The 16,285-nt window shown below is 67.9% G+C and carries 16 protein-coding genes; 15 read left to right on the plus strand and 1 reads right to left on the minus strand.

Translation table 11 applies throughout. The features are described from left to right. Position 1: 1 nt before the first annotated feature. Entirely contained in the window at positions 2-778 is a 777-nt protein-coding gene (gene map, locus IFT63_RS09570; RefSeq protein WP_042613845.1) for a type I methionyl aminopeptidase, read from the minus strand. Between the two features lie 222 nt (positions 779-1,000). Here map and IFT63_RS09575 point away from each other — a divergent pair, with 222 nt between their 5' ends. The 15 genes from IFT63_RS09575 to rseP all read left to right on the plus strand — a co-directional run bounded on the left by IFT63_RS09575 (position 1,001) and on the right by rseP (position 16,217). Then, positions 1,001-1,543, plus strand: coding sequence for a spore coat U domain-containing protein (locus IFT63_RS09575; protein WP_042613844.1), 543 nt, complete (start codon positions 1,001-1,003; stop codon positions 1,541-1,543). Positions 1,544-1,557: 14 nt separating this feature from the next. Beyond that, positions 1,558-2,295: a molecular chaperone gene (locus IFT63_RS09580; protein ID WP_192083946.1), complete on the plus strand. Its 738-nt coding sequence runs from the start codon at positions 1,558-1,560 to the stop codon at positions 2,293-2,295. A 7-nt stretch (positions 2,296-2,302) separates the two neighbouring features. Beyond that, on the plus strand, positions 2,303-4,657 hold the full coding sequence (locus IFT63_RS09585; RefSeq protein WP_342450477.1) for a fimbria/pilus outer membrane usher protein: 2,355 nt from the start codon (positions 2,303-2,305) through the stop codon (positions 4,655-4,657). Next, positions 4,555-5,688, plus strand: coding sequence for a spore coat protein U domain-containing protein (locus IFT63_RS09590; RefSeq protein ID WP_342450478.1), 1,134 nt, complete (start codon positions 4,555-4,557; stop codon positions 5,686-5,688). Before IFT63_RS09585 ends, IFT63_RS09590 begins: the two co-directional genes overlap by 103 nt. A gap of 111 nt (positions 5,689-5,799) precedes the next feature. After that, positions 5,800-6,048: a hypothetical protein gene (locus tag IFT63_RS09595; RefSeq protein WP_052811958.1), complete on the plus strand. Its 249-nt coding sequence runs from the start codon at positions 5,800-5,802 to the stop codon at positions 6,046-6,048. Then, positions 6,048-6,755: a fimbria/pilus periplasmic chaperone gene (locus tag IFT63_RS09600; protein WP_192083948.1), complete on the plus strand. Its 708-nt coding sequence runs from the start codon at positions 6,048-6,050 to the stop codon at positions 6,753-6,755. The genes IFT63_RS09595 and IFT63_RS09600 overlap by 1 nt, the downstream gene beginning before the upstream one ends. A gap of 237 nt (positions 6,756-6,992) precedes the next feature. Continuing rightward, complete coding sequence (gene rpsB, locus IFT63_RS09605) at positions 6,993-7,802, plus strand: 30S ribosomal protein S2 (RefSeq protein WP_042613841.1); 810 nt, start codon at positions 6,993-6,995, stop codon at positions 7,800-7,802. 124 nt (positions 7,803-7,926) lie between these two features. Then, a complete protein-coding gene (gene tsf, locus IFT63_RS09610; RefSeq protein ID WP_042613840.1) occupies positions 7,927-8,805 on the plus strand; it encodes a translation elongation factor Ts in 879 nt (292 codons plus the stop codon). 210 nt (positions 8,806-9,015) lie between these two features. Then, positions 9,016-10,554 carry a GGDEF domain-containing protein gene (locus IFT63_RS09615; RefSeq protein WP_192083949.1) on the plus strand — a complete coding sequence of 513 codons (1,539 nt, stop codon included), beginning with the start codon at positions 9,016-9,018 and terminating at the stop codon, positions 10,552-10,554. 85 nt (positions 10,555-10,639) lie between these two features. Continuing rightward, positions 10,640-11,371, plus strand: a complete 732-nt coding sequence (gene pyrH / locus IFT63_RS09620) for a UMP kinase (RefSeq protein WP_042613838.1) — start codon at positions 10,640-10,642, stop codon at positions 11,369-11,371. A gap of 90 nt (positions 11,372-11,461) precedes the next feature. Further along, complete coding sequence (gene frr, locus IFT63_RS09625; protein WP_042613837.1) at positions 11,462-12,019, plus strand: ribosome recycling factor; 558 nt, start codon at positions 11,462-11,464, stop codon at positions 12,017-12,019. Between the two features lie 5 nt (positions 12,020-12,024). Beyond that, positions 12,025-12,792, plus strand: coding sequence for a polyprenyl diphosphate synthase (gene uppS / locus IFT63_RS09630; protein ID WP_192083950.1), 768 nt, complete (start codon positions 12,025-12,027; stop codon positions 12,790-12,792). Further along, the gene (locus tag IFT63_RS09635; protein ID WP_042613835.1) at positions 12,789-13,631 is read left to right on the plus strand and encodes a phosphatidate cytidylyltransferase; all 843 of its coding nucleotides are present in this window, start codon (positions 12,789-12,791) and stop codon (positions 13,629-13,631) included. The genes uppS and IFT63_RS09635 overlap by 4 nt, the downstream gene beginning before the upstream one ends. 2 nt (positions 13,632-13,633) lie before the next feature. Next, positions 13,634-14,824 carry a 1-deoxy-D-xylulose-5-phosphate reductoisomerase gene (gene dxr, locus IFT63_RS09640; protein WP_042613834.1) on the plus strand — a complete coding sequence of 397 codons (1,191 nt, stop codon included), beginning with the start codon at positions 13,634-13,636 and terminating at the stop codon, positions 14,822-14,824. A 34-nt stretch (positions 14,825-14,858) separates the two neighbouring features. Next, entirely contained in the window at positions 14,859-16,217 is a 1,359-nt protein-coding gene (rseP, locus tag IFT63_RS09645) for an RIP metalloprotease RseP (RefSeq protein WP_192083951.1), read from the plus strand. Positions 16,218-16,285 lie beyond the last annotated feature (68 nt).

The following is a 16,285-nucleotide window of genomic DNA, read 5'->3' on the forward strand; positions in this document are numbered from 1 at the left end:
GTCAAGCGACCTGCGATTCGCCCGGCGAGAGGGTCAGCACGTCCACGCCGGTCTCGGTGACCGCGATCATGTGCTCCCACTGCGCCGACAACTTGCGATCCTTGGTGACCACGGTCCAGCCGTCCGGCAGCACCTTGTTGTAGCGGGTGCCCTCGTTGATCATCGGTTCGATGGTGAAGGTCATGCCCGGCTGCAGCACCAGGCCCTGCCCCGGGCGGCCGTAATGCACCACCTGCGGTTCATCGTGGTAGACCTTGCCGATGCCATGGCCGCAGTACTCGCGCACCACGCTGAAGCGCTCGCTTTCGGCGTAGCTCTGGATGGCATGGCCGATATCGCCCAGGGTGGCGCCCGGCTTGACCGCACGGATGCCGCGCCACATCGCTTCATAGGTCGCATCGACCAGGCGCTTGGCCATCACCGACGGCGTGCCCACGTAGTACATGCGGCTGGTGTCGCCGTGCCAGCCGTCCTTGATCACGGTGACGTCGATGTTGACGATGTCGCCGTCCTTGAGCACCTTGGCCTCACTGGGGATGCCATGGCAGATCACGTTGTTGACCGACGTGCATACGCTCTTGGGGAAGCCGCGGTAACCGACGTTGGCGGGGATCGTCTTCTGCACGTTGACGATGTGGTCGTGGCAGATGCGGTCCAGCTCTTCGGTGGTGACACCGGGCTTGACGAAGGGCGTGACGATGTCCAGCACTTCGCTGGCCAGTCGCCCGGCCTCGCGCATCAGCTCGATTTCCTGGGGGGTTTTCAGATTTACGCTCATGTCCGCCATTATCGCCGATCCGGGCCCGATGCTGAACGGGTTCGTTTCATCCGCGACAGCGCGGGTTGAGGGTCGGGCGAGGACCTGACAACGAAAATGTGACGGCGGTCGGCCACCCCTCACCCTCTGACCACGGTTTTGCCTTTATAAACGTCGTGTAACAACGCGTTCGACTGCATCGTTTCGGTTCAGGACCCTGAAGGGTCCAAGGAGATCCCGCCCATGCGCTCTACACGTAGTTCCCGCCGTCTGGCCCTGTGCGGCCTGACGCTCTGCCTGGCCACCGCGGCCGCCCCTGCCTTCGCGCAGGACAGCGTGACCTTCAACGTCCGCATCGCCATCACCACATCCTGCACGATCGCCGCCGCGGCGCCGACCGACATCGATTTCGGCACGGTTGCGTCCACTGCCACCGCCCCTGTACTGGCTCAGGGCACCATCACCGCCCAGTGCTCGGCACTGACCCCCTACTCCATCGCGCTGAACGCGGGCAGCAATGCCGCGACCGCCGGTGACGTGACCACGCGCCGGATGCGGCATACCGATGCGGCGGTGACCACCAACAACTTCGTCGGCTACCAGCTCTACCAGGACGCCGGACGCACCAACGTGTGGGGTGCGACCACTGCCACCAACACCGTGGCAGCGGTGGGCAACGGTGCCCCGCAGCCCTACAACGTCTACGGCCGGGTGCTCAACCCGAGCGTGAACAACGCAGCAGCCGGTTCCTATCTGGATACGGTCACCGCCACGATCACCTACTGAAGAAGGTGACCGTGATGACCCAGACCAAGCGCCGATGGGCCTCCATCGGCCTGCAGGCCCTGTGCGCGCTGATGTTTCCCTTCGCCGCCATCTCCGCCAGCCTCCAGGTAGCGCCGACCCGCTTGGAGCTGCGCCCCGCGCAGACCAGCGAGGCCCTTTGGCTGACCAACACCGGTACCGCGCCGATGAAGGTGCAGATCCGGGTGTTTGGCTGGCAGCAGGTCGGTGGCGAGGACCAGCTGGTGGAAACCCGGGACATCCAGCCCAGCCCACCGGTGCATGATCTCGCCGCGGGTCAGCAGCAGCTGGTACGGCTGGTGCGCATGGCCCCCAACGAGGGCGCCGCCCAGCAGGCTTACCGCGTGGTGGTGGACGAACTGCCACGGCTGGACCCGGATGCGCGCGGCATGCAGTTCGTGCTGCGCTACTCGGTGCCCTTGTTCCTGCAGCCGGCCAATGCCGATGCCCTGAAGCCGCGGCTGGCCGCCCGCGCGCTGCCGATGCCCGACGGCGCGCCGGGGCTGGAGGTGCGCAACGAAGGCGATGGCTATGCGCAGCTGGCCGACGTGGCCATCGGCGACCCGCAGCGCCCGCGCATCCTCCGCCCCGGGCTGGTCGGCTACGTGCTGCCCGGCCAGGTGATGCACTGGAACCTGAACACCGCTTCGTTGCCCGAGGCAGCCACGTTCTCGGCGAAGATCAATGGCGAACCGGCACAGACCGCGCTGCCCGCGACGCCACCGGCTCGCTGAGGCGGCCGTGCGCATCCTGCTCGGGCTCGCGCCGATCAGCGCCCAGGCGGCGGACGTGGTCGCCGCCGGCGCGATGCCCGATGCGATGCTGCCACCGCCGACCCCGCTTACCGCCAGCCAGTCGTTATATCTGGAAGTCACCCTGAACCAGGCGCCGCGTGGCCTGCTGCCCTTCATCGACCAGCGCGGCCGCCTGCAGGCCTTGCCCCAGGTGTTGCGCCAGCTGGGCTTCCCTGCCCGGGGCGAGGTGCCGGTCTATCTGGACCAGCTGGTCGGCGTGCAGGTGCGCTACGACGCGCGCATGCAGACCCTGGCCATCGATGCCCCGCTGGACCAGTTGGACCTGCCCACCGCCACCATCGGCGCCCGGGCCAACGACCTCCCCCACGCCAGCGCCTCGCCCGGCGTGCTGCTCAACTACGATCTGTACGCCACCCATGTCCAAAACCAGTCCAGCCTGGCGCTCACCTCGGAACTGCGGGTGTTCGGCGTGGGTCGCGGCACGCTGTCCAACCTCTCGCTGCAGCGCCGCTTCCAGGATGGCGATGGGCGCCGCTGGCGCAGTGAAAGCGTGCGGCTGGATACGCGCTGGACGCTGGATTTCCCCGAACAGGCGGTCAGCCTGGACGTCGGCGACTTCTACAGCGGGTTTCTGGACTGGAGCCGACCGGTGCGGATGGGCGGCATCCAGATAGGACGCAACTACGGCCTGCAGCCCTATCGGGTGCTGTCGCCCACGCCGAGCTTCCTCGGCCAGGCGGTGGTGCCTTCTAACGTGGAGCTGTACGTGGACGGGTTGCGCCAGTACAGCGGCGAGGTGCCGGTGGGGCCGTTCCAACTGGCCACCCAGCCCGGCATCAGCGGCATGGGTACCGCACAGGTGGTCATCACCGATGCATTCGGCCGCAGCCGCACGGTCGATTTCGATTTCTACGGCACCCAGCAGCTGTTGGCACGCGGGTTGACCGACTGGTCGGTGGGCGTGGGGCAGCTGCGCGAAGACTACGGTGTGCGCTCGTTCGCCTACGATGACCGGACCCTGGCCAGCGCCACCTGGCGCCACGGCGTCACTGACCGGTTCACTGCCGAAGCGCACGCCGAAGCCGGAGGCGGCCTTCGCCAGGCCGGCATCGGGGGCGGTTGGCTGGCGGGCCGCGCGGGCGTTCTGACCGCCGCCTATGCACGCAGCCAGTACGGGGACCTGCGGGGTGGCCAGTATTCGGTCGGCTACAACTGGAACAACCGCCGGTTCAACGTGAACCTGCTGAGCCGACGCAGCCACGGCGACTACCGCGACCTGGGCGCCCTGCAGGACAGCCTGCCGCCGGACATTACCGAACAGGCCACCTTCGGGGTCAGCCTGGAGCGGTTCGGCGCGGTCAGTGCCAGTTACCTGCGGCTGCGCCAGCCGGATGGCCAGGATGACCGCTATGCCAGCCTGTTCTGGTCGCGCACCTTCGCCCAGCGCTGGTCGGCGTATGTATCGGCCAACCAGAACCTGGGCGACAGCAGCGACCGCAGCCTCTACGTCTCCCTTGCCGCCACTCTGGGCAACAACCGCCAGGCCAGCGTGGGCGCGCAGCGCAACGGCAGCGAACCGCTGTACAGCGTGGACGTGTCACAGCCGGTACCCGGCGACGGCGGCGGCAATGGCATGGGCTGGCGCGTGCAGGCCCGGCAGGGCGACCGTGGCACCGGTGGGCTGGCCGAGGCCGGCTGGCTGACCCCTACAGGGCGCTACTCCGTGGGCGCGGTGCACGAGGGCGACAGCACCTATGGCTATGCCAACGCAGGCGGGGCGCTGGTCTGGATGGGCGGCCACGTGTTTGCCGCGCGCGAAGTCAATGACGCGTTCGCGGTGGTGTCCACCGGCGGCATCGCCGGGGTGCCGGTACGCCTGGAAAACCGCGAAATCGGCGTCACCGACCGCAACGGCCTGCTCCTGGTCAGCCCGCTGTTGTCCTGGCAGCGCAACCGGCTGTCGATCGACACCATGGGGCTGCCGGCGGACATCGCCGCCGAGCGGGTCGACGATTGGGTCACGCCCCGCCAGGGTGCCGGATTGGGGGTCAGCTTCGGCCTGCGTCGCAGCCGTGCCGTGCAGTTCGTTGCGCAGGACAGCGCCGGCGCCGCCTTGCCGGTCGGCAGCGTGGTCCGCTTCGGACAGCAGGGTGAGGCGCTGGTCGGCTATGACGGTGCGGTGTACCTGCAGGACCTGCCGGCCGATGGCCGCTTGCAGGTGACCACGCCGGAAGGCCCGTGCCAACTGCGGGTCAGCCTGCCGGTGGTGACCGCCACCGGCGCGATCCCGCGCCTGGGTCCGGTGACCTGCGTGCCGCTGGCCGCACCGGGGCCACCTTGACCCGCGCGGCGTGGCTCGGCGTGCTGGTGATGCTGGTGCTGCTGGCCTGGCCTGGCAGTGCACGCGCGAACACCACCTGCACCGCCACCGCGTCGGCGGTGGCCTTTGGCAACATCAGCAACATGGCCGCTTCGGCCACGCCAGCCAACATGGGCGTGACCATCACCTGCACCACCGGCGGATTGACCCTGCTGGCCAATGTGCGGGTGCGCCTGTGCGTGGGCATCGGCAGCGGCAGCGCCTCCACCGCAGTGCTACCGACCCGGCAGATGACCAACGCCAACGCAGACACCTTGGCGTTCCAGCTGTACACCGATGCCGCCCGCCAAGTGCCGTGGGGGCTGCTGCAGGGTGGCTCGCCGCCCGCACAGGACCTGCAGCTGAGCTACGCCGCGCCGTTGCTGGGCGGCAGCGGCAGCGTCACCACCACGGTCTACGGGCAGGTGCCGGCCAACCAGACACTGGCCACCGGCAGCTACAGCAGCGCCTTCAACACCGGCAACGTGACCCTGACCTACGCCTACAACGAGGTATTGCTCGGGACCCCGACCATGCCGGGCAGCTGCACCGACGCGACCGCCACCAATCGCAAGAGTGCCAGCAACGCGTTCCCCTTCAGCGCCACCGCCACCGTGCTGCCGCAATGCGGCAGCTACCTGGTAACCGACATGGACTTCGGCACGGCCGCAGGCAGGATCGCCACGCCCATCAACCAGACCGCCCAGCTGACCCTGACCTGCGTGCGCCGTACCGCCTTCAACGTTTCGCTGGACAACGGACTGCATGCCGCCGGCAGCACCCGACGGATGCGCCATTCGACCACCACCACCGCGTTCATTCCCTATGAGCTGTACCGCGACAGCGCGCGGCTGCAGCGCTGGGGCAACACGGTGGGCACCGACGTGGTGGCCGGCACCGGGACCGGCGTGGCCCAGCAGGTCACCATCTACGGGCGCGCCCCCGCCACTACCGGCGCACTGCCGGTGGCCGGCAACTACGCCGACCGGATCACCGTGACCATCACCTACTGACCGCCACGCCGGGCTCCCCGTTAAAGCCGGCGGGCAGGCAGCCGATAAGGGCTGAAGTGCAGCGCAGGGGACGACGGGATGGCAACGCGACGGGGGTACAGGGCACCGGCCATGGCGGCCTGCCTGCTGCTGGCCGGCGGCGCGCACGCCGCCACTGAAAGCCAACCGCTGCGCCTGCGGCTGGTGATCGTGGAAAGCTGCCAGGACGGTCCGCTACCTGCAGGCGCTTCGGAAGCTGCCGCACGCTGCGGCGCTCCGCACCAGCGCAGCGAGCCGACGCGCCTGCCCGAACAGCTGCGCCAGCTGGCCCCGGACACCGACGCCACGGAAGGCAGCAGCGCACCCTTGATGGTGTTCTGATGCCTCCGGCAGGCCCACTGCAACGACGACGGACGCTGGCCCTGCTGTTGGCCGGTTGTGCAGGCGCCAGCCAGGCACTGGAGCTGCGTCCGACCACGCTGCAGCTGCAGCCCGGACAGACCCAGGCCGAACTGTGGCTGGTCAACGACGAGCCACGGCCCTGGCAGGGCCGCATCCTCGTCCATCAGTGGGACCAATCCAGCGGTCGTGACCGGTTGCAGCCCACCACCGCGATCGTGGCCAGCCCGGCCATGCCGCACCTGCCTGCGGGCGCGCGCCAGCGGGTCCGGCTGGTGCTGCCGGTGGCCCTGGACGCGCCGGGCGAACAGGCGTTCCGGGTGCTGGTCGAGCCCTCCGACCGCCATCTGCCGCGGTACTCGTTGCCGCTGTTCATTTCGCCGCAGCGCCCCGTGGCCAGCTCGCTGTCGGCGCAGCTGGGCATGCGCGGCGCCACTCCCTGCCTGCGGCTGCACAACCCCGGCAGCCACCGGGCGCGCCTGCAGGACCTGGGCTACGTTGCCCCCGGCGGCGCGCGGCAACCCCTGCAGTCCGGCCTGTCCGGCTATGTACTGCCCGGCGCCACGGTATGCTGGGTGCTGCCTGAGCGTGCCGATGGCTACGCGGGTGGCCGTTTCCAGGCCCGCCGCGACGGCACTGCGGCCGAAGACCTGGGGCCGATTGCAGCCGGCGCCAGCGCCGGTCTATAATCCCCGGATTGCCTGCCGCATCCTGCGCGGGCAATCGTCCACACCGGACGTCACCGGTGAATCCACACCCATCGTCCCGATCCGTGCCGGGGTGCCCCGCAAGGGGTTCGGCCACGGAGACGATGGGGAAGCCCAACCCCGGAACCATCAATGCGCGCCCGCGCAGTCCCGCACACTTTCCGCGGGCGTCCCGCAAGGGACAACGGAGCACGCCGGTTCCCTGCCAGGAGTTTTGCAATGCCCCAGATCACCATGCGCCAGATGCTCGAAGCCGGCGTCCACTTCGGTCACCAGACCCGTTACTGGAACCCGAAGATGGCTCCGTACATCTTCGGTGCCCGTGGCAAGATCCACATCATCAACCTGGAAAAGACCGTCCCGCTGTTCAACGATGCGATGAACTTCATCTCCTCGGTTGCCCAGAAGCGCGGCACCATCCTGTTCCTGGGCACCAAGCGCAGCGCGCGCGAGTCGATCCGCGAAGAAGCCGAGCGTTGCGGCATGCCGTTCATGAACCAGCGTTGGCTGGGCGGCACCCTGACCAACTTCCGTACCGTCAAGCAGTCGGTTGCCCGCCTGAAGGAACTGGAAGCCGGCGAGAACGACGGCAGCTTCGAGAAGCTGGTCAAGCACGAAGTGCTGGGCCTGCGTCGCGAGCGCGACAAGCTGGAAGCTTCGCTGGGCGGCATCAAGGACATGAACCGCCTGCCGGACGCGATCTTCGTCATCGACATCGGCCACGAAGACATCGCCATCAAGGAAGCCAAGAAGCTCGGCATCCCGGTGATCGCCGTGGTCGACACCAACTACAACCCGGAACTGGTGGACTACGCCATCCCGGGCAACGACGATGCCATCCGTGCCGTGCAGCTGTACGCCCGCGCTGCCGCTGACTCCGTGCTGGAAGGCAAGGCCGCTGCGCCGCACGCCGCCACCGTGCGCGAAGAAGAGTTCGCCGAAGCCGCTGAAGGCGAAGAGGCCAAGCCGGCCCGTCGCGCTCCGGCCAAGAAGGCTGCGCCGAAGAAGTCCGACGACGCACAGGCCTGATCCAGGCCCCGGGTGGATGCACTGCGTCCACCCGCCCTGCCGGCCGCTTCGGCGGCTGACAGCACCCTGTCATACGGGCCGGCCAGCATGCCGGCCCAACCCCTTTCTTTTGTGAGGTAATCCCATGGAAATCACTGCTTCCCTGGTCAAGGAACTGCGCGAGCGCACCGGCGCCGGCATGATGGAATGCAAGAAGGCGCTCGTTGAGAACAACGGCGACATCGAGGCATCCATCGAAGCGCTGCGCAAGTCCGGCCTGGCCAAGGCTGACAAGAAGTCCGACCGCGTTGCCGCCGAAGGCGTCATCGTGGCCGCCCAGGAAGCCGGCAAGGCCGTGCTGGTCGAGATCAACTCCGAAACCGACTTCGTCGCCAAGGATGAGAACTTCACCAACTTCGCCAAGTCGGTCGTCGACGTTGCGCTGTCCTCCGGCGCTGCCGACATCGATTCGCTGAAGGCCGCCAAGCTGGCTTCGGGCGACACCGTCGACGAGACCCGCGCTGCGGTCATCGCCAAGGTCGGCGAGAAGGTCGACGTGCGTCGCATCGTGCGCCTGGAAAGCAGCAACAACGTGGCCGCCTACGTCCACGGCGGCCGCATCGGCGTGCTGGTGGAACTGGCCGGTGGCGATGCCGAGCTGGCCCGTGGCCTGGCCATGCACGTGGCGGCGATGAATCCCCCGCACAACAAGGCGTCCGACGTTCCGGCCGACTTCGTTGCCAAGGAGAAGGAAATCGAGCTGGCCAAGATGACCGACAAGGACAAGGCCAAGCCGGCCGACATCCTGGAGAAGATCATCAGCGGCAAGATCGCCAAGATCGTCAACGAAGTCACCCTGTACGGCCAGCCGTACGTGCTGAACACCGACCAGACCGTCGAGCAGGTGCTGAAGGCTGCCGGCGCCGACGTGGTGGGCTTCAAGCGCCTGGCCGTGGGCGAAGGCATCGAGAAGGTGGTGGAAGACTACGCCGCCGAAGTGATGAAGCAGGCCGGCCTGGCTTGATTGCCGGATTGACCTGATTCACGAAGAAGCCGCGCTCTGCGCGGCTTTTTTGTGCGTGCGGCGCAAGGCCCCCGGGCCAGCGCCGCACTGCCTTTGCGTTATGTGGCGTTCGGACCGATACTTCTTTCGGGGGAGTTCGCTTAGTGCAAGGGCCACCATGCAGATCTGTGACGGAACCCTCATCCCGCACCCTTGAACGAACGACTCGATATGCCTCCCGAGCTGACAGCCGTCCTGGCGCTCTGCCGCAATCTCCCGTCGCCTCCCGGCATCGCGCTGCGCATCATCGAACTGGCCCAGGATCCCGAAGCGGACCTCAGCACCGCCGCCGATATCATCGCCATCGACATGGCGCTCAGCGCGCGCATGCTGCGCATCGCCAATTCCCCGCTGTATGCCAGCCGCCGCCGGATCGACAACCTGGGCCAGGCGCTGACCATGCTCGGGCTCAATGCCACCCTCAGCCTGGCCCTGGGCTTCACCATTACCCGGGGCGTGGCAGGCACGGCGGGCAGCCCCGAACAGGACCTGCGCGAACGCGCCTGGCGCCGCAGCATCCTCAGCGCGCTGGCCGCCAGCCAGCTGGGGCAGGCGCGCGGCCTGCGCCGGCTGGAAGAATTGATGCTGGCCGGCCTGCTGCAGGACATCGGCGTGCTTGCCCTGGCCCAGTCACACCCCGATACCTACCTGCCTCTGCTGCGCGACGCCCACAGCAACGCGGCGCTGCTGGACGCCGAACGGGCGCAGCTGCAGTGCACCCACGCCGAGGTCGGCGCCTACATGGCCGCGCAGTGGGACCTGCCCCGCTACCTCACCGAAGCGATCGCGCGCAGTGAAGACAGCGCCCCGTCCCAGGACACCTTCCAGGCCTGTGTCCAGCTGTCCGGCACGGTGGCCGACATCTGGCTGGACAGCGACCCCGACGCCGCACGCGAGCGCGCGCTGGAGCAGGTGCATGCCCGCCTGCAGCTGGACAGCGCGCAGTTCGACCAGGTGTTGGCGCAGATCAGCCAAGCCCTGCCGACCATCGCCAGCCTGTTCGACACCGCGCCGACCACCCCGGCGCGCGTGCAGTTGCTGATCGACCACGCACAGGAGCTGGCCACGCTGCGCAACCTGCGCCAGATGCAGGACGCCGAGCAGGCCCGCCGCCGCGCCGACGAGTTCGAAGCGCGTGCCAACCGGCTGACCGAACAGGCCCACCGCGATGCCCTGACCGGCGTACTCAACCGCCGCCAGCTGGAAGCGGTGCTTGAACAGGAATTCCTGCGCGCTACGCAGCATGGCTGGCCGCTTTCGGTGGCCTTCATCGACCTGGACGACTTCAAGAAGATCAACGATGCGCACGGTCACCTGACCGGCGATGAAGTGCTGCGCGAGTTCGCCGGCACGCTGCAGGGACAGCTGCGCACCAGCGACACGGTGGCGCGTTTTGGCGGCGAAGAGTTCGTCGCGCTGCTGCCCAACACAACGGAATCGGTCGCCCTGGATGTGATCCGCCGCGTGCTGGCGCGCATCGTGTCCACCCCGATGGCAATGCTGGAAGGCGGGCCGCTGTTCATCACCTTCTCCGCCGGCGTGGCGACCCAGGGAGGCTATGAACGCTTCGCCGACGTGCAGGACCTGCTGCGTGCCGCCGATGATGTGCTGTACCGCTCCAAGAACCTTGGTCGCAACCGGGTGATCGCGCGTTCCCCGGGCGATGGAGCGGCCCTGGCCCCACCGGCCGAAGCCCCGTCCGCCGCCTGAACCAGAGCCCGTGCGCGAAATAACTACAGCCGCGCCGCGCTTGCCAGTAGAATCTGCCGGGAATTCACGCACTCTGAGGTCCCCCATGTCCAAGCTCGCCTATCGCCGCATCCTGTTGAAACTTTCCGGGGAGGCGCTGATGGGGGACGAGGACTACGGCATCGATCCCAAGATCATCAACCGCCTGGCGCGTGAAGTGGTCGAAGCCCAGCAGGCTGGCGCGGAAGTAGCGCTGGTGATCGGTGGCGGCAACATCTTCCGCGGCGCCGGGCTGGCCGCAGGCGGCATGGACCGCGTCACCGGCGACCAGATGGGCATGCTGGCCACGGTGATCAATGCGCTGGCCATGCAGGACGCACTGGAAAAAGTCGGTGCCAAGGCCCGCGTGATGAGTGCCATCAAAATAAACGACGTGTGCGAGGACTACATCCGCCGCCGCGCCATCCGCCACCTGGAAAAGGGCCGCCTGGTGATCTTCGCCGCCGGCGTCGGCAGTCCGTTCTTCACCACCGATTCGGGCGCCGCCCTGCGCGCCATCGAAATCGGCGCCGACCTGCTGCTGAAGGCCACCAAGGTCGATGGCGTTTACGACAAGGATCCGAACAAGTACAGCGATGCGGTGCGCTTCGACAGCCTGACCTACGACGAAGTGATCATCCGCGGCCTGGAAGTGATGGATACCGCGGCCTTCGCCCTGGCGCGCGACAGCGACCTGCCGATGCGCGTGTTCGACATGGGCCAGCCGGGTGAACTGCTGAAGATCCTGCACGGCGAGAACATCGGCACCCTGGTCAGCGGCCGCAATCCCGCCGCCTGAGCGCCGGATGCATGGCCGGGGCCCTGCGGTCCCGGCTGGGCGCCTATTCGCCTATAATCGCCCGATTCCAGTAATACCCAGGACCGGGCGATGCTCAACGACATCAAGCAGAACGCGCAGACGCGCATGGCCAAGAGCATCGACGCTCTGCGCCACACCCTGACCACCATCCGCACCGGCCGCGCCTCGCCGGCGCTGCTGGACGGCATTTCCGTGCTGGCCTATGGCTCGCAGTCGCCGCTGGCCAACGTGGCCACCATCAGCGTTTCCGAAGGCCGTTCGCTGGTGATCTCGGTGTTCGACAAGTCGCTGGTCGCAGCGGTCGAGAAGTCGATCTACGCCTCCGACCTGGGCCTGACCCCGACCGTGGTCGGCACTGTCATCCGCCTGAACCTGCCGCCGCTCACCGAAGAGCGCCGCAAGGAACTGGCCAAGACCGTGGGCAAGGAAGGCGAGGAAACCAAGGTCGCCATCCGCAACATCCGCCGTGATGCCAACCAGGAAGTGGCCAAGCTGCTCAAGGACAAGGAAATCACCGAGGACGACAAGAAGCGCGCCGAGGACGATATCCAGAAGCTGACCGACAACAGCATCAAGGACGTGGACAAGGTCGTGGCTGAAAAAGAAAAGGAACTGATGGCGGTCTGAAGTCGATGCCTTCAGCCCCGCCCCCGCTGCCCAGCGCGCTGCCGCGCCACGTTGCCATCATCATGGATGGCAACGGGCGTTGGGCGCAGCAGCGCCGCCGCCCGCGCATGATCGGCCATCGTGCCGGCGCACGCGCGGTCAACCGCACCATCGACCGCTGCCTGGAACTGGCCATCCCGGCGCTGACCCTGTTCGCGTTCTCCAGCGAAAACTGGGGCCGCCCGGATGACGAGGTGCAGGCGCTGATGAAGCTGTTCCTGCACGCGCTGGATCGCGAAGTGGACGAGCTGCACCGGCGTGGCGTGCGCGTACGCTTCATCGGCGAACGTGAGCGCTTCGGTGCCTCGCTGGTCAGCCGCATGCAACTGGCCGAACAGCGCACCGTGGACAATACCGCGATGACCCTGTCCATCGCCGCCAGTTACGGCGGCCGCCAGGACATCGCGCGCGCCGCGCGTACGCTGGCCCAGGAAGTGGCCGCCGGCCGCCTGTTGCCCGAACAGATCGATGAAGATCTGCTCGGCAGCCACGTGGCGCTGGCCGACATGCCCGCCCCGGACCTGTTCATCCGCACCGGTGGCGACACCCGCATCAGCAACTTCCTGCTGTGGCAGCTGGCCTACACCGAACTCTGGTTCACCGATGTACTGTGGCCGGACTTCGACACCGACCAGCTGCAGCGCGCGCTGGACACCTACGCCGGGCGGGAGCGCCGTTTCGGCCTGACCAGTGCCCAGATCGCTGCCCTGGCCACCGAGACGTCCAGCCCATGACCAAGACCCGAGTCCTCGCCGCGCTGATCATGGCGCCGGCGGCCATCGCCGCGATCCTGCTGCTGCCCAGCCAATGGCTGGCTGCCGCCGCCGCTGCGGTGTTCCTGATCGGCCTGTGGGAATGGCTGAAGCTGGCGGGCGTGGAAGACACGCTGGCCCGCACCACCCTGCTGCTGCTCAACCTGGTGCTGATGGTGCTGGTGGTCTGGGACCGCGACGCTTCGCTGTTCCTGTTCCGCGTGGCTGCGCTGGTCGGCGTCGGCTGGTGGCTGCTGGCCCTGCTGTGGCTGCGCTTCTTCAACTTCGGTGCACAGCCGGACAGCCCCGCGCGCGCGCTCAAGCTGCTTGCCGGCACCCTGGCGATCCTGCCGGCGTGGGCCTCGCTGGTGCTGCTGCACGCCACCAGCGACCAGGGCCACCTGTGGCTGCTGACCGCGCTGGCCGTGGTCTGGGCCGCCGATTCGGGCGCCTATTTCGCCGGCCGCACCTTCGGCCGCCACAAGCTGGCCCCGCGCATCAGCCCCAACAAGACCTGGGAAGGCCTGTTCGGTGGGCTGATCGCCGGCCTGCTGGTGGCCACCGCGTTCGGCCTTGGTTTCGGCGTGGATGCCTGGCAGTTGGTTACCCCTGCACAGTTGCCTTGGCTGCTGCTGGTGACGGTGGTGGCGGTGTTCGCCTCGGTGCTCGGCGACCTGTTCGAGAGCCTGCTCAAGCGCCATGCCGGTGCCAAGGATTCGGGCCACATCATTCCCGGCCATGGCGGCGTGCTGGACCGTATCGACGGCGTTCTGGCCGCATTGCCGGTGTTTGCCATCGGCAAGGAAATCTTCGGACTCTGACCATGCATGCTGCCCCTGCCCTGCGCCGTGTCGCCGTGTTCGGCGCCACCGGCTCGATCGGCGCATCGGCGCTGGATGTGATCGCGCGCCACCCGGCCCGCTTCCAGCCAACCGTGCTGGCTGCCGGGACCCAGGTCGATGCACTCATCGCGCTGTGCCTCGTCCACCGTCCGTTGCACGCGGTGATCGCCGACCAGGCGCTGTACCCGCGCCTGCGTGATGGCCTGCGCGAGGCCGGGCTGCCAACCACCGCCCACGCCGGCAGCGCTGCACTGGACACACTGGCCGCCGGCGATGACTGCGATACGGTGATCGCCGCGATCGTCGGTGCTGCCGGGTTGTCCTCCACGCTCGCCGCCGCGGCGGCAGGCAAGCGCCTCCTGCTGGCCAACAAGGAATCGCTGGTGCTGGCCGGTGAACTGCTGATGCGCACCGCGCAGCAGGCGGGGGCGGAAATCATCCCGATCGACAGCGAACACAGCGCCATTTTCCAGTGCCTGCGCTCTCGCGACGCTACCCTGGAAGGCGCCGGCGTACGCCGCATCCTGCTGACCGCTTCCGGCGGCCCGTTCCGTGGCCGCAGCCGCGCCGAACTGGAACGGGTCACCCCGGCGCAGGCCGTGGCCCATCCGAAATGGTCGATGGGCCCGAAGATCTCGGTGGACTCAGCCACCCTGATGAACAAGGGGCTGGAAGTCATCGAAGCCCACCACCTGTTCAACGTGCCGGCATCGCGGATCGAGGTGTTGGTGCATCCGCAGAGCCTGGTCCATTCGCTCGTCGAGTTCGTCGACGGCTCTACTCTGGCGCAGATGGGCCTGCCGGACATGCGCACCACCCTGGCCGTGGGCCTGGGCTGGCCGCAGCGCCTCGACGCCGGGGTCGCCGGCCTGGACCTGCTGCGCCAGGGCCGGCTGGATTTCGAAGCTCCCGACACCGACGCCTTCCCCTGCCTGGCGCTGGCCTGGCAGGCGATGCAGGCCGGGGGCACTGCCGCGGCAGTGCTCAACGCGGCCAACGAAGAGGCCGTTTCAGCATTTCTTCAGGGAAGGATAGGCTTCCTGACCATTCCCGCGCTTGTGGATAACGCTCTGTCAACACTGCCGGTCGAGCCTGCCGATACACTGGGCGGCCTGCTCGACGCCGACCAGCGCGCCCGCCTGCTCACCCGGACTGCCATCGAAGCCCTCTGAATGCCCTGCCCCGCCACCACCACCGTGAGCTGCCATGACTGAGTTCCTCGGATCGGTATGGTGGATGATCGTCAGCCTGGGCCTGCTCGTGACCATCCACGAGTTCGGGCACTACTGGGTGGCGCGCCGGTGCGGGATCAAGGTGCTGCGCTTCTCGGTGGGCTTCGGCAAGCCGCTGTGGTCGCGCCGCGACCGCCATGGCACCGAATTCGCCATCGCCGCCATTCCGCTTGGCGGCTACGTGAAGATGCTGGATGAGCGCGAGGTGGAGGTGCATCCCCACGAACGCGGCCAGGCCTTCAACCACAAGACCGTCTGGCAGCGTATCGCCGTGGTGGCGGCCGGTCCGTTGGCCAACCTGCTGCTGTGCATGCTGCTGCTGTGGGCGATGTTCGTGATCGGCAAGCAGGATTATTCAGCCACCGTCGGCCGCGCCACGGGCATGGCCCAAGCCGCCGGCCTGCAGGGCGGCGAGCGCATCCTGTCGGTGGATGGCCGCAGCGTGGCCACCGTGGGCGAGGCCAGCATGGCGCTCACCGCGGCGGCGATGGACCGCCACGACGTCACCCTGCAGGTGGTCGACGCCCAGGAACGCCAGCACCAGCGCGTGCTGCCGCTGTCCCAGCTGCCGGCTGGCTTCGATGAACGCCGGGTCGCCCCGCTGGCCGGCGTCAACTGGCAGTTCTGGCTGCAGCCGGCGCTGGTGGACCGGCTGGTGGACGACTCCGCCGTACGCGGCATACTGCAACCCGGCGACCTGATCGTGGCGGTGGACGGCGAGCGTATCGATGCGGCCGACCAGGTCTACCCGGCCGTGCAGGCGCTGGGCAAGCGCGGCGGGCCCGGCATGATCGACGTGCTGCGCGGCGGTGAGCGGCTGGCGCTGGAAGTCACCCCCCGGCAGGGCCTGGATGGCAACCAGCAGCCAGTCTGGCAGCTCGGCATCGGTTTTTCCGAGTCGCACGCCCCCGCCTACGACACCGTGCTGAAGTACGGTGCCTTCGCCGCCGTGCCCGTCGCCATCGGCGAAACCGGGCGCATGGCCGCCGATTCGCTGGGCATGATGCGCCGGATCGTCACCGGCAGCGCCTCGCTGCAGAACGTTTCCGGGCCGGTCACCATCGCCCGGGTAGCCAATGTTTCCGCGCAGCGGGGCCTGGATTGGTTCCTCCAGTTCCTTGCCCTGCTGTCGCTCAGCCTGTGCATCATCAACCTGTTGCCCATCCCCGTCTTGGACGGCGGGCACCTGCTGTATTACCTTATCGAGTTGGTCAAGGGCAGCCCGCTCAGTGAGCGCGCCATGGCCGCCGGGCAGTTCGTTGGCCTGGCGCTGCTGGCAGGGCTGATGGGATTGGCGTTCTACAACGACATCCTTGGCCTGGTCACCCGATGAACCTGGGCTCCTTGATGAACTTTTTCCTGCTGTCGCCGTCTACACGTCGGCATCCCGCATCCCGCAAC

Origin of the sequence: Stenotrophomonas sp. CFBP 13724, from assembly GCF_014841975.1 — a bacterium.
Taxonomy (GTDB): Bacteria; Pseudomonadota; Gammaproteobacteria; order Xanthomonadales; family Xanthomonadaceae; genus Stenotrophomonas; species Stenotrophomonas lacuserhaii.